This window comes from Saccharomonospora piscinae, from assembly GCF_005862235.1.
Classification (GTDB): domain Bacteria; phylum Actinomycetota; class Actinomycetes; order Mycobacteriales; family Pseudonocardiaceae; genus Saccharomonospora; species Saccharomonospora piscinae.
This window is the reverse complement of the sequence record NZ_VCEK01000001.1, coordinates 523,623-536,551: the sequence shown is the minus strand read 5'-3', so window position 1 is coordinate 536,551 and position 12,929 is coordinate 523,623. Positions and strand designations below refer to the sequence as shown.

General features: G+C 62.3%; 12 protein-coding genes, 2 pseudogenes and 1 other annotated feature. Of the genes and pseudogenes, 2 read left to right on the top strand and 12 right to left on the bottom strand.

Features of this window, described 5'->3' with window-relative positions; all coding sequences use genetic code 11:
- Positions 1-123: 123 nt before the first annotated feature.
- Both FFT09_RS02535 and FFT09_RS02530 read right to left on the bottom strand, forming a co-directional pair.
- Entirely contained in the window at positions 124-1,365 is a 1,242-nt protein-coding gene (locus tag FFT09_RS02535; RefSeq protein ID WP_138381710.1) for a cytochrome P450 family protein, read from the bottom strand.
- Positions 1,362-2,624, bottom strand: a complete 1,263-nt coding sequence (locus FFT09_RS02530) for a cytochrome P450 (RefSeq protein ID WP_081190571.1) — start codon at positions 2,622-2,624, stop codon at positions 1,362-1,364. Before FFT09_RS02530 ends, FFT09_RS02535 begins: the two co-directional genes overlap by 4 nt.
- 1,160 nt (positions 2,625-3,784) lie before the next feature.
- Between FFT09_RS02530 and FFT09_RS02525 the strand changes: the two genes are divergently transcribed.
- Positions 3,785-3,991 (top strand): hypothetical protein, encoded by a 207-nt coding sequence (locus FFT09_RS02525; RefSeq protein ID WP_138381709.1) that lies wholly within the window; start codon positions 3,785-3,787, stop codon positions 3,989-3,991.
- A 141-nt stretch (positions 3,992-4,132) separates the two neighbouring features.
- Positions 4,133-4,261 (top strand) — a sequence feature (AL1L pseudoknot).
- Positions 4,262-4,446: 185 nt separating this feature from the next.
- A pseudogene (locus FFT09_RS02520) lies at positions 4,447-4,587 on the top strand (IS5/IS1182 family transposase); the annotation flags it as partial.
- 488 nt (positions 4,588-5,075) lie between these two features.
- Here FFT09_RS02520 and FFT09_RS02515 read toward each other — a convergent pair.
- The 10 genes and pseudogenes from FFT09_RS02515 to FFT09_RS23400 form a co-directional block, all read right to left on the bottom strand.
- Entirely contained in the window at positions 5,076-5,402 is a 327-nt protein-coding gene (locus FFT09_RS02515) for a barstar family protein (RefSeq protein WP_138381708.1), read from the bottom strand.
- A gap of 322 nt (positions 5,403-5,724) precedes the next feature.
- Positions 5,725-6,915, bottom strand: a pseudogene (locus FFT09_RS02505) (IS701 family transposase).
- Positions 6,916-6,992: 77 nt separating this feature from the next.
- Complete coding sequence (locus tag FFT09_RS02500; protein ID WP_138381707.1) at positions 6,993-7,286, bottom strand: hypothetical protein; 294 nt, start codon at positions 7,284-7,286, stop codon at positions 6,993-6,995.
- A 76-nt stretch (positions 7,287-7,362) separates the two neighbouring features.
- On the bottom strand, positions 7,363-7,608 hold the full coding sequence (locus FFT09_RS02495) for a hypothetical protein (protein ID WP_138381706.1): 246 nt from the start codon (positions 7,606-7,608) through the stop codon (positions 7,363-7,365).
- Positions 7,609-7,864: 256 nt separating this feature from the next.
- Positions 7,865-8,176, bottom strand: a complete 312-nt coding sequence (locus tag FFT09_RS22835) for a hypothetical protein (RefSeq protein WP_167305321.1) — start codon at positions 8,174-8,176, stop codon at positions 7,865-7,867.
- Between the two features lie 302 nt (positions 8,177-8,478).
- On the bottom strand, positions 8,479-8,880 hold the full coding sequence (locus tag FFT09_RS22830) for a hypothetical protein (RefSeq protein WP_167305320.1): 402 nt from the start codon (positions 8,878-8,880) through the stop codon (positions 8,479-8,481).
- 136 nt (positions 8,881-9,016) lie between these two features.
- On the bottom strand, positions 9,017-9,304 hold the full coding sequence (locus FFT09_RS23465; RefSeq protein WP_138381705.1) for a DUF6881 domain-containing protein: 288 nt from the start codon (positions 9,302-9,304) through the stop codon (positions 9,017-9,019).
- 837 nt (positions 9,305-10,141) lie between these two features.
- Positions 10,142-10,480 (bottom strand): hypothetical protein, encoded by a 339-nt coding sequence (locus tag FFT09_RS02480; protein WP_208544340.1) that lies wholly within the window; start codon positions 10,478-10,480, stop codon positions 10,142-10,144.
- Positions 10,481-11,052: 572 nt separating this feature from the next.
- Complete coding sequence (locus FFT09_RS02470) at positions 11,053-11,400, bottom strand: hypothetical protein (protein ID WP_138381703.1); 348 nt, start codon at positions 11,398-11,400, stop codon at positions 11,053-11,055.
- Positions 11,401-11,727: 327 nt separating this feature from the next.
- Complete coding sequence (locus tag FFT09_RS23400) at positions 11,728-12,534, bottom strand: RHS repeat-associated core domain-containing protein (protein WP_279631008.1); 807 nt, start codon at positions 12,532-12,534, stop codon at positions 11,728-11,730.
- Positions 12,535-12,929: the final 395 nt, after the last annotated feature.

Here is a 12,929-nt window from a genome sequence, read left to right as displayed (position 1 = left end):
AACGCAGCGAGGCGCCGCCTGGGCGTCGCGAGCCGAACAGACCAATGTGTTAGGGGCTCTGAGAGCCAGGAGTGAGACGGGGTCCCTGCGGGCGTCGCGGATCGTGCCCGCAGGGACCTCCCGTCAGCTCAGCCGCACGGGCAGGCTCGCCGCGGAGTTGGAGAACAGCGACGGAACCGCCGGGAGCGAGGCGGCCTCGGCGGCGAGGCTCAGCCCGGGATAGCGCTCGAACAGCCTGGGCAACGCGATCCGCGCCTCCCACCGCGCGAGGTGCGCGCCGAGGCAGATGTGCGGCCCCCCACCGAAACTCAGGTGCTTCGCCTGGGTGCGCGTGATGTCGAAGCGGTCGGCGTCCGGGCCGTGCTGGGCGGGATCGCGCCCGACACCGCTGTAGGGCGCGAGGATGGCGTCGCCCTTCGGGATCGTGACACCCGCGATGGTGATGTCCTCCAGCGGATACCGCGCCGGGAAGTTGCCGATGGGAGCGTCCCAGCGCAGCGTCTCCTCGACTACCGCGGCCCAGGTGTCCTCGTCGCCGGCGCGGGCGATCTCCAGCTGGTCGGGATGGGTGAGCAGGGCGCGCACCGCGTTGGCGATCAGGCTCAGCGTCGTCTCGTGCCCCGCGGTGAGCAGCAGCCACAACGAGTCGACCAGTTCCTCGTCGGTCAGCGCGTCCGCGTCCTCCCGCTGGGTGGTGATCAGCGCGCTCGTGAGGTCGTCGCCCGGCTCCTCCCGGTGCAGATCGACCAGGCGGTGCAACAGCTCCAGCCGTTCTCGCTGGGTCCGGACCACCTCCTCGGACGTGGTGTCGGTGCGGAAGATGCTGTCCACCAGCTCCCGCAGCCGGGGGCGCCAGGACTCGGGAACGTCGACGAGCTCGCAGATCACCTGCATCGGCACCGGATACGCGTACCACTGGCGCAGGTCGACGACGCCGTCCGCGTCCGCGTGCTGAGGTAACTCGTCCAGCAGTGCGTCGATGATCGCGGTGATACGCGGGCGCATCGCCTCCACCCGGCCACGGGTGAACGTCCGCGTGAGCGGCTTGCGCAGCCGGTGGTGCTCCGCGCCGTCGGCGGTGACCATGTTGGTCACCTTGATCATTCCGACCAGCGGCCAGTCGTCGGTGATCTGTCCACTGCGCACGGCCTCCCAGTTGCGCCAGTCCTTGCTCACCCTCGGGTCCGTCACGAGGTCGGCGAGCAGCGCGTGCTCGGTGACCGCCCATGCGGGCACCTCGCCCGGCAGGACCACCCGCACGACCGGCCCGAGCTCGCGCAGCTTCGCGGCCTCGCCGTGATGGTCGGCGCCCGACGGGTCGAGCGGCACGACAGGTACGTCCTGGTCGGTGGCAGCATCGGTCATGAGTTCTCTCCAGCGAGTCGTCGGGTGGTGGTGTCCGGGGTGAACCGCACCGGCAGCGAGGCTGGGCAGCGGGTCCAGGGCGACGGCAGGAGCGGGATCTGGTCCGCGGCGACGTCCATGGCCACATCGTGGAGTTCCTGCAAGGCGGTGTCGACCGCGATGCGGGTGATGAGCCGGGCGGGTGTGTCGGCGGGGCAGGTGTGCGGGCCCGCGCTCCACGCCAGATGCGCGCGGTTGCCGAACTCCAGCCACGGGTCGTTGCTGCGCACGCTCGGGTCCGCGTTCGCGGCGGCGAACCCCAGGATCAGCGCGTCACCCCGCAGGATCGAGGTTCCGGACAGGTTCGTGTGGTGCAGCGCGTAGCGGGCGGGCATGTTCGACATCGGAGGGTCGCGCCACAGCACCTCGTCGAGAGCGTCGTCGATACCGACCCGACCTCCGCGCAGGCGCGCGGCGAACCGGGGGTCCGTGAGCATCAACCGCAGCGCCTGGCAGATCCACGTCGTCGTGGTTTCGTAGCCCGCCGAGATCATCAGCACCATCGACTGCTGGATCTCGAAGTCGTTGTGCAGGTTCTCGTGCCGGAGGAAGGCTGAGGTGAGGTCGTTCTTCGGCTCGGCCCGCCGCTCGGCGATGACCTCGGTCAGAATCCGCTCCAGATTGGCGTTGCCCTCCTGTGAATCGTCCCCCGATCCGAACAGGGCGATCAGCGCCTTGCGCAGTTCCTGGCTTCGCGCCATGTCCAGGCCGAACATCCGCGCGACGGCGAGCATCGGGATCTGGGCCGCGTAGTCGTTGACGAGATCCGCGCGCCCGGTGTGCGCGACATCGTCGAGCAGTTGCTCGCAGATGGAGCGAATACTCACGGACATCGCATGCTGGTTCAGCGAGGCCAGGCCGTCGTCGAGAGGAGCCCGCAGCCGCCGGTGCTTGTCACCGTCGGCGAAGTAGGCGTTGTCCCGGGGAAACATCATCGGCCCGAGCCCCGACGTCGGCGGAACGCGCCCCTCATTGAGCAGCCGCCAGTGATTCGGGTCGCGCGAGAAAAGCCGCTCGTTGCGAGTGACCTCGCAGATTTCCTTGTGCCCCAGCACCAGCCACGCGTGGATGCCCGGCTCCAGTTCCACAGGGGCGACCTGGCCGTAGCGCGCGCGCAGCTCGTTGTAGACGGCCTGGGGGTCCGCGCAGGTCGTGGTCGTGGACAGCGGCAGTAACCCGGTGACGGTGTCCAGGGTGCTCTGGGCGGACAGTGGGCTCATACCAGAACCTTCCGATGGCGTGCGAGTGGTGACGGGGGACCACCGACAACGCGCCGCGCCGTGGCCCCGTCGGTATCGAATGACCCCATTGGGATGATCTTAGCCACGGGGGAGGGGCGGGGCCAGCGCACGGTGAGCGTTCGGTTACCGGTGGTGGAATGCCGGCCAGGTTGTTGACGGGACCCGCTGAGGTTGCTGGACCCGGTCCGGGTGGGCAGTCCGGTGCCGATCGAGAGTAGTAGCGATCCAGGTGCCGTGTTGATCGGGCAAACACCCGCAAGGTCCGGATCCCCACGGATTCGGCGAGCCGACGGCCTCCTCACTCGCCACCGGCCTCAGCCGCCGACGTCCGATTCTGAGATCGAATGTGTTGATCTTTCGAATATTTTGCTGCTCTGGTGGTGAGTTCCAGTAGTGTGTCGCCAACTCGATGGTGTATGCTATATCGGCTTTCGAACACATCCAGGTTCGAAAGCGCAAGACGTAAGAAGCCGTGAAGGGAGCTCACTACGTGAGCCATGGCCGGGTGTTGGTCGAGTGCTTCCCGATCAGATCTTATGCTGACGTCCAGGTTTTCCGATTGGATAACAAGGCTATCCGCGAGGCCGTGTAATCGCCCGCCTGCCCAATATGCACTGTAGATTCATCGATCATTGAAACCCCCGCATAGCCAATACAATCAATGGCGTCCTGCGTCAATGCCAGCCATATCGGGTCGAGTTCGCTGGCGCCTTCCTTTGGTGCAGCCCTTTCCAAGCGAGTACTTATCGCGGGCCAGCGCCGAGCGAACCTAGGTAGATCATCCAAGCAAATCCAGAGTTCATCAACGATGCTTGACATGCCGTCAGGTCTGTCTGCCAATCCACGGCGTGATAGCGCGTCCAATACCGGACGGATCGATTCAACGCAGCCCAACGGGAAGATGGCCCTGCGGGATGGTTCAGTCTCGGCTAGCTTCCGCAGAAAGTACTCACGGTCGTAGTCGCCGCTGAGTTCCATTTTCTCACATACCTGGTTTGGGAGTCGGAGTCAGCAGATGATGACGTTGGCGAGGGTCGGAGTGGTCTGCTTGGTGTGATGGGTGATCCGCTCAAGGATGGTCGCAATAGTCCTTGATAGAAGAACGCTCGCCAAAGTGATCTTCGCACGAAGGACTCCACGTGATTGCCTATCGTGCCATGCTCGACGTGCCCCGTGCACTGGCCCAGTACTTCAGCCGGCTGTCGAAGCGTGACCCGCGTGAGGTCCATGAGAAGGCTGTTCGTCTGGTCTTGGAGCGGCTGGATGAAATCGAGTCCCCGTTTGCCGCGGCGCGGGCGATCGCCCCGATGGTTGATGTGCATGATGAGTCGCTGCGGGCGGGGTGAAGAAGGCCTGGCAGAGGAACAGTCGTCCGGTGACCAGAACTCCGGCAGGTTGCCCCGGCAGCCGAGCGTGACGAGCTGACGAAGCTGCGCAAAGGAAGTTCGGGATTTGAGGCAGGCCAAGGAGATCTTGAAGTTGGCCTCGGCCTTCTTCGCGCGGGAACTCGACCCGCGACACCGTTGATCGTCGCCTTCATCGACGAGTGTCGCCAGGTCTACGGTGTCGAGTCGATCCGCCGGGCGCTGTCGGAGCACGGAATCAACATCGCACCGAGGACCTGCCGCAAAGCCCGTCGGTGGCCGCCGTCTGCGCGGGATGTCGCCGACGCCCATGTCGAACACGCGCTGCGGGGACTGCGCGGCCAGCCGGAGAAGATGATGGGCGAACATGCTGGTCGAGGCGTGGCGGCACGAACGGCGTGTTCTCCGGACTCGGTGGCGGTGTCTGGAGGCGGGCCGCCCACGCCCGACTACGCGGCCCCGGCGAACGCGCCAACGCCCAGCTCAAAAGCTGGAAAGTCCTCCGCAAGATCCGCACCTGCCCACACCACGGGACCCTGCTGATCAACGCAGTACAGACCCTCAGCCACGCAAACTGAGCACAAGTGGAAAAGGCTCACTGTTTCGTTTCCCTGTACACTCGATTGTTCTGTGGATCATAGACCGTCAACCCATAACTGCATGCTATTTCTATCACTCGCGATGATGTTTCCTCGGAGCGGGACCAGGAAATGGATAAGATCACGCAATTATCAGTAACTTCGACAGGGCTCGCAAAGGGTGATCCTGCATTGTCAACCGAAGTTAGTTCTGGAAAATTGCTCAAGAGTTCGTGATGAAACTTCGCGATCTTCTTATGTGGGGCAACTTCTTCACTGAAGCCATCGGTTAGTTGATCATAAGTACGAAAAGCTTCCTCAGGGGTGGGGGTCACTTCTTGGTACCAAATGGCTAGATCGAAGCTCAATGACCTCTCCGTTGCTCCAGGGCATGGAGCGCTATTCTGGCGATTTGATCATCCGATAGAAGGGCAACGGCCCGGTGCTCCATGCCGGTAAGTATGCGTGACTTCACCTGGCGGGCATCTTCAAGCTCGATGAATTCGGTGAGAACGCCTCAGCCAAACCAGATCGTAAGTGAATCTCTCACTCCAGTCATATTTTTCATCGTCCCGAGCAGCCCTCGTCAGAATGTTGACTATTTTACCAAAGTATTCATCGTCAAGTAAGCATCTGCTATACGATGCATGTTCCCAGCGGAGATGGACTGGGCGCTCCACGTCACGACTAAGACGATCCCGCAAGGCGCCCAAATTATGGCCATAATATGGGCCAAAATCTAGGAGTTGAGATATTTCTCTGTGGAACTCCTGAATGGTTCGCACTTTTCTTCCGTCGAGCAGATGAGTGCTCATTCTATCTCCAATTTGGCAATCGATAAAAGTTCTCATAATGATCGACGGTCACATAGGCGAGCCCGTCATTGAAGTATACCAACCTCCAGGGCGGCTGCTGGCCGCGGGAGATCTTGTTGCTAAGGCCAACGTCGGCCTCCAGGTAAACGCGCCTACGTGTACCCGGAAGCTGTTAAGTTTTGTTCTTGAAGATATCACCGCCGATCTGCCCGTCAGTGATGTAGTTCCCTAATACTCCAGCCGTAGATCGTTGTGCTCGTGGTTCTCGGGTGCGTTGCCGCTGGTAGTGGGCTTGGTGGGCTCGGTATTGGTGCCGTCTGCGTCAAGCCGAGCAGCGCAGCTTCTGCGTGATATCGGTGGCGGGTGTGATGACGAGTGTGGCGAACAGGTGCTGGACTTCGTTGCAGGTCAAGGAAATCCAGCTGGTCGGTGCCGCTGAGTGGGGACGTTCAGTCATGGCAACGGCAGTGAGGAACGCGTGCGCGAGCATGGCCATCACCGTCCAGCGCTGCCAGGAGACCCAGCGGCGGACCTGGTGCTGATCCAGGCCGGCCAGATTTTTGCCCGTTCGAAAGGTTTCTTCGACGCGCCAGCGGGTTCCAGCCACGCGGATTAGAACGGGCAGCGCGGTGGGGATGGGCGCGTAGCAGCGGTAGAATGCCAGCTCTCTCGTGCGGCGGTTGCGTCGGATCAGGAGCCATCGGTGGCCGCTGTCCTCGGCGGCCTGGTCGATGTCAATGAGGGCCCAGTCGTAGAAGCGGTGGCCTTTCGCTCCGGCACCGGCCGAGAGGCACTGCCACACGTGTTTCGGGAGCCGGGTGGCCAGCTCGTCGGGCCGGAACGTGCCGGCAGCGTGGCGACGCGGCGGTCGCATCCGATGGCCAGCACGTAGCCGACGCCGCGGCCCTCCAGCTCCGCGCGAAGCCGAGGGTCGGCGCCGTAGACCTCGTCGCCGGTCACCCACGATGCCGCGACTCCAGCGTCGAGTGCGCGGCTGATCAGGGTGGTGGCCAGGGCGTTTGGTGGCGAACTGCACGTCCGCGCCGATCCCGGCCGCGGCGCAGCGCTCGGGGTCGCTCGTCCAGGACTTCGGCAAGTACAGCGCCCGGTCGAGGAAGGCGTGCCCCACCGTCGTGGTATACGTCAGATACACCGCGACCCGGGAGTTCTCGATCCGGTCGGCGGTTCCCGTGTACTGGCGTTGCACGCCGACGGTGTGGGTGCCTCTCTTCAGATCGCCGGTCTCGTCCACGATCAGGACCGCGTCCTGGCTGCCGAGGTGATCGCAGACGTAGTCCCGGAGGTCGTCACGCACCGCGTCGGCATCCCACACCGCCCGGGCCAGCAGATGCTGAAGCCCGTCCGGTGTTGCGTCGCCGACATGCTCGGCGATGGTCCAGCAGTTCTTCCGTGGCAGCTGCGACACCAGGCCCCGCAACAGTTTCTCCGCCCGCCGCCGGGGCTCGGCCCGGCTGAAGCCGCCCGCGATCCGTCCGGCCATCTCGTCGAGCATCGCCTACCACCGGGGAGGGTTCATGCTGGGGCCTGCGGCCGCCAGACGATCTTGATTTGTCCACACAACAACCCTGATCAACTGGCGGGCCGCACCCGCCCGCACCCAACCCCACCAGGCAAGATAACGAACTGAGGCTGGAGCACTAAAGGGCGATAGTAGTTCTCGAAGATTCCATGAGCCCAATAGGCGGGCAGTTCATGTCCAAGCTCTAATTCAAGCCTTTCCGAGGTAAGATCCTCACCTTCGAAGGCTGTAGACACCAGCTCCACTGCCTCAACCTCAGTTATTTTATAGTTAGAAATCAACAGCTGCACTATTTCACTCAAGTACTCTTTAATAAAGCAGCTCATTGGCCCTGGAAGGGTCATGGTAGGCGTTCTCCTAATAGCTCCGCACTCAACTCTGTGTGAAACGGCCGATGCGGTCAGATTTGCGATAGAACCTTTACTTGTGCTGCAACACCAATCTTTGATGAAGAAACTGCAGAAAATCAGCTAGATTTGCCGCGATTACCTGTACGCCACACTCCTCAACCTCGTAGTCGGCACCAACGAGGGCCCCGCCTTCGAGGCGAACGACCTCACCTGTATGGCGATCTGCAGCGAACAACGCGCCACCACCGTCGGAGCCGAATACCGCGATCTCTCTTTTGGATGCACTGATTACCCGCGTGGGCTGATAATCACGCATTCCGGCGACCACATCCTCAGCCGTGTGAACAAAGAACCCGGGGCCAACATCCTCAAAGGAGATTTCCGCAACTCCTTTGTTCAGTTTGCTTTACAACAAAGTTATCACCTGGCGGGTAGCTGTTAGTAGATTCGAAACTCTCACTAAACCGGGCGGCTAGGCGCGACATCTCGTCGGCCCAGCTAGCGACGTTCAGCCCAGAAATACGCACCACAATTCCTATCGATTTGCCCGGTTCAGTACGCGAATGTCTAGATCAACTCTCCACCTGCACCAGGAGCTTCAAGGTGCTTTTTTCACCCGTCAGAGAGGTCGGTGTCCAGTCGCGCCTCCAACATGCTGGTCGAGGCGTTGCGGCGCGAACGGCGGCTACGCGAGACTTGTTGGCGGCCTTGTTAATGCTGCCTACCTGCTTGAAGGCAAGATTTATGCCGACCTGGAGGCCGGGTTCGCGATCGGTGTGACCACGGTGTTCCGCTATATCCGCGAATCCCTGGGCGTCGTGGCCGCCCGCCCGCTCGGACTCACCGAAGCGATCGTGGTCGCCGCGCGCAAAAGCGTTCGTCATCCGCGACGGCACCCCGCTGCGTATCGACCGGGTCTGCATGGCCTCGGGCCGGGACCGCCCGTACTATTCCGACAAACACAAAAGACACGGCGTGAACGTGCAGGTCCTCGCCGACCCGGCCGGCCCATTGATCCGGCCTCACCCGCCCTGCCCGGCGCCCGGCACGACATCGGCGCCGCCCGCGAGCACGGCCTCACCGCTGCCCTGACCGTTGCCGGGATCTCAGCCCGTCACGCTCGACTGCCGACAGTCCACCGCAGCCCTGTGACCGGAAGCGTCCCGCAATCCGTGATCGTTCACCCTCATTGGAGACGTTGTTCTTCTTCAGCCGCCGCCTTGATGGCCTCCAGTGTCTCATCGTCCACAGTTAATGGTGCCGCGAGAACTTCAACCCATTCGCGGAAATCGACGGCATCCCGCTCGCGCCAGCCCGGAAGTCGGGTAACCCTTCGTGCTACTATTTTGAAATTCTCTCGGTTTTGTGACAACTGATACCAACTGGCTACAAACTGCACTCCCCTCGGTGTCGAAGTCGCGCGCAAGCCTTGAAGCCAGCCTTCACGAAGATTATTCAGCGCGGCAGCATAGATCGAGCTTCCATTCATAATATTTTCATCGTCAGACAGCTCAAATTTCAACTCGATACCAGCACGCAGGAGTAACTGCACCTGATGGTAATCGTCGAACTCGATCAGCTCAGACATTAAAAAGGATTCCTTCCATGAAATACGACATTCTCTGCTCGAATTTTCAATGAGCCTTTGGCGATTCTTTCATAGGGCTTCCCAGTGAGGCCGGTGAGGAGTTCGAGCCGTGAACTCGATAAGACCAGAGAAAGCGTCACGGTCGTCGCTTATCCTGAGCGCAAGCCCAGACGTTTTCAAAGTATTGGCAGGATATACCTACTGCATCAAATTCTGGCTGCCCGGAAATCTCACTGACGTCCGGAAACGGCACTTCGGATAGGCCGATATTGCTAGTCTCATGCTGTGCATCAGTCCATTCACATCGTCCATCACGGTAGATCTGGACTTTTCGAACCTCGTATCCGTCCTTGTCAAGTTCACTAAGGATCCAATTCGGCTCGCCAGGAAGGTTGTGGCTCCACATGACTTTGACGTGCTTCATGATCTCATAAGGTACCCGAGGTTCAGGTCGTTGCCGAGGTCTTCGTAGGTAGCGTGTGGGTAGATTGCGCGTGGCTCGCTTGCAGCAAGCCGCGGTCCTCGGACCCGCCCACGCGCCGCCGCAACGGTGGCTCCTCGCGCACCGGCACCGGCCGCAGGCCCGGCGGGCAGAAGGGGCGGCTCCGGCCGCACCTTGAATCAGGTCGAGGCCCCGGAGCAGGCGATACCCTGCCACCGGACGACTGCACAGCAGCAGATCCAAGGACGCGATCGACGTCGGCGGCATGCTGGTGCGTGACGGCTACGCCTGCTAGCAGCACCTGACTCAAGTCGAACACGCCTGGTGCGGCGCCCACCTCTTGCGTGATCTTCGTAGAGTGCACCAGGCCGACCCTGCCGGACAGCTGTGGGCCAAGACCATGGGCGACCGAGGCCCACCACCTTGCCGTCGCCGCCCGCGGGCCGGGCCGCACCGCGCTGGACGAGGAGGGTCTCGCCCGGATCCACCGCCGCTACACCGGCGCGCTGGCGAAGGGCGCCCGAACCCTGGCGAACGTTTCGCCAGGCACCTACTGTTCCCCACCGACCTGGCCGTCCCCTCCACGAACCAGGCCGAGTGCGACATCAGCCCCACGGAAGTGCAGCAGCACGCCTCGGGCGGATGCCGGCGAACCCTGCGGGGAGTCGCCGAGTTCGCCGTCGTTCAGTCCTACCTGTCCACCGCCAACAAATGGCACATCACTTTCATCGACGCCCTGCGGCAACTTTTCCCGACTGGGCCGTGGCTCCCTTGCTCTCACCCCGACCACAGTCGCCGCGACCTGACCGCTTCCGGTCGTCACCCACCGTGCTCGATGAGGTCCTCGATGGCCTGGCGCAGCCATGCATTGAAGTCGGGGAACCCCCCACGCTGCTCCCAGCCCGGGGATGCCAGGTCGTGAACCACAGCAACGTTTCCATTGTCGAGATCCCAGCAGGCCACGTCGTCGTTGTCCTGGCGCCGGGCGAAAGGCACCAGTTGGCGTGCGGGATACCGCTCGCGCAGCCCGATCGCCCGACGCCGCAACTGGTCACCGTCGAAGATCCACCAAGGCTCGAGGTCGGTCAGCCCCAGTTCGACCACGCGGATGAACTCCGCCGGATAGTCGAAGCCCTCCGGCAATTCGGCGATCGTCAAGAGGTCAGCCACAGGTCAGTTCCCATCCCATCCGGTCCACAGAGAGCCCATCGGGTACATATCACGTTACGCGGCGGATTGTGAGCCTTTTCCAGTTGTGTTCAGCCTGCGTGGACGAGGGTCTGTACTGCGTTGCTCAGCAGGGTCGCGTGGTGTGGGCAGGTGGGGATCTTGCGGAGGGCTTTCCAGCTTTGGAGCTGGGCGTTGGCGCGTTCGCCGGGGTCGCGTAGTCGGGCGTGGGCCGCGTTGACGGCTTTCTGGTTCGCCGAGAGAGACGGGGCCGGTCGTCGGAGTCGTTGTCGCGAAATCGGCGGCGGTGCGGGAGGTCGACGTTGGGGCCCGCGCCGCGGCAGGCGCTGTCGGCGACGACCCGGATCCCGGCGGTGGTCAGGGCCTCGATGAGGCCGTGCTCGCGGGCTGCACCCATGTCGTGCCGGGCGCCAGGCAGGGCGGGCGAGGCCCAGATCAACCGCCCGGCCGGGTCGGCGACCCGCGACCATAACCCGACGACGACCCAGGGCGCATCCAACCAAGATCATCTCAACTCAAGATCACCAATGTGTTATGGGCTCTCAGGAAAAAACTTCGGTGACCTGCGCGGAGGCGACCGTTTTGAGGCCCTCAAGAATGAGGAGATTGGCGCCTGGATGTAGATATGGAGATGCTAGGTCGGGCACGAGAAACCCAACCGCGCAGAACCACGCCCCCTCATCAAGTCCCTCTAATTTCTCCAGTAAGATACTCAATTGATCTCCCGATTCTGGCCACCCGGGCTCAGTTTCGACTTCTTTCCCCAGAACGAATATAGACGTGGCCATGTATACTCGCGCCGCTGGCGGTCCGGAATAGCGTCCGCCCTCATCAGTGGTCCGCCAGCGAACCACGGCGCGCGCCATAGGGCTCTCGATCTTTTCCATCATGGCCACAACTCAATTCCGCTCATTTGTTGGTTAATCCATGCAAGTTGATCCGCATTCGCATAATAGTCCGGCCCTATCTAGTTTGCCTGCATGGTAGTGCAGGCGCGAGGTCAAGGAACTTGGTATCCGCGTCGTCACGGACAGCCCCTGGCCACGGTTGAGAAGTTCACCCAGGCATCAGAATGCTCACCCTGAGTGGCAAACCACTTCCCCTCCATTGCGCCATCTCCTGTTTCGAACTTGCCCGTCCTAGCGATCGAGTCGAACTCAGCGGCATCGACGTTCCGGAAGATTCGCACACTGCCGTCAGAGCCCGAGATTACCTGCTCAACAGTTACCTCCGGCTCGGCCGCCCCACATGTCCAGATGAAGCTGCTGCGGCTGCCGTCGTCTTTGGTGTGTCCGCCGTTGGTGCAGGGGTTTTCGAGTTGTCCTGTTGCGGGTGGGAGGGGGCCTGGTTGGCCGATACCGGGTGTGGTCTGGGGTTGGTATGGGGTGTGTTCGTCGTGTGGTGTGATGGTGCCGAGGTCGATGATGGTGTTTTTTTGGCGTCTTCGAGGGCTTGGCGTATGTTGTCGGTGATCTTTTTTGTTTTGTCTGGGCGGGGTTGTGGTGTGTTGACGCGGTCTTCGATGATTTGTTCGCGGAGTTGCTCGATGTAGGCGCGGAGGTGTTGGTGAGGTCGTGGGGGTTGAGGGTGGCGGTGTCGCGGTTGGTGAAGGTGCTGGTGTGGGGTTGGTACCAGCGGGCGCCCATGTTGACGTTGCCGGTGTCGGGGTCGGTGTATTGGTGTTGGTAGCCCAGTGCGGGTTGGGTGCCGTGGTGGGCGGTCTGCTCACCGAAGGGGCTGTAGGAACGTGACCCGGCCAGAGCCCCGGTGGCCGGCTGGATCAGGCCGATGAGGTCGGTGTGGGAGTCGGTCCAGGCCAGCCCCGCCCCGCCGGTGTGGGTCATGCCGAGGGGGGTGCCGTCGGGGGTGTAGGTGTAGTCACCGGTGTGATCGGAGGCGACCTTGATGCCGGTACCGACATAACTCAACGCCGCACCGTCCGCCTCAACCAGCCGGTTCAGCCCGTCATAGGCATAACTCGCCGTCCCGTCGGCCACCAGTTCGTCGAAAGCGTTGAACTCCACCCCCGTGGCCACACCACTTGAACCACGCCGACGATGCCTTTGGTGCCTCGAAATCCTTGTATCGGCGCAGAAACGTGACGGCACCGTCCATCGACAGGGTCGAGCACGCAGGGGTAGGTCGTGTCTTGTGCGGCCCGCAGATGTCACTGGTGTGGCGGCTTGCGTCAACAACCGATGTTGCCCTGCGTGGTATCGCAGTCTCGATCATGCATCGGTGCCGTGACGCTTCGGTGTTCGTGATCAGGGTCTCTTGAGCAAGGTTGTGAGTATCGCTAATTTTCGGTGCGTTTGACTCGTTTGTCGGGCGCTGAGTGGGCGTGAGGACAGTGAGAGTGCTGCCCCGCTCATGCCCGCTGCTGCTCTGGGGGTTCCGTGGTCAGCCGCTCTCTGTCCGT

What these genes read in the sequence shown, in the direction of transcription:
- FFT09_RS02535 (WP_138381710.1), bottom strand. Translation starts at nt 1,365, where the DNA reads ATGACCGATGCTGCCACCGACCAGGACGTACCTGTCGTGCCGCTCGAC.
- FFT09_RS02530 (WP_081190571.1), bottom strand. Translation starts at nt 2,624, where the DNA reads ATGAGCCCACTGTCCGCCCAGAGCACCCTGGACACCGTCACCGGGTTA.
- FFT09_RS02515 (WP_138381708.1), bottom strand. Translation starts at nt 5,402, where the DNA reads ATGAGCACTCATCTGCTCGACGGAAGAAAAGTGCGAACCATTCAGGAG.
- FFT09_RS02500 (WP_138381707.1), bottom strand. Translation starts at nt 7,286, where the DNA reads ATGACCCTTCCAGGGCCAATGAGCTGCTTTATTAAAGAGTACTTGAGT.
- FFT09_RS02495 (WP_138381706.1), bottom strand. Translation starts at nt 7,608, where the DNA reads ATGCGTGATTATCAGCCCACGCGGGTAATCAGTGCATCCAAAAGAGAG.
- FFT09_RS22835 (WP_167305321.1), bottom strand. Translation starts at nt 8,176, where the DNA reads ATGACGAACGCTTTTGCGCGCGGCGACCACGATCGCTTCGGTGAGTCC.
- FFT09_RS22830 (WP_167305320.1), bottom strand. Translation starts at nt 8,880, where the DNA reads ATGTCTGAGCTGATCGAGTTCGACGATTACCATCAGGTGCAGTTACTC.
- FFT09_RS23465 (WP_138381705.1), bottom strand. Translation starts at nt 9,304, where the DNA reads ATGAAGCACGTCAAAGTCATGTGGAGCCACAACCTTCCTGGCGAGCCG.
- FFT09_RS02470 (WP_138381703.1), bottom strand. Translation starts at nt 11,400, where the DNA reads ATGATGGAAAAGATCGAGAGCCCTATGGCGCGCGCCGTGGTTCGCTGG.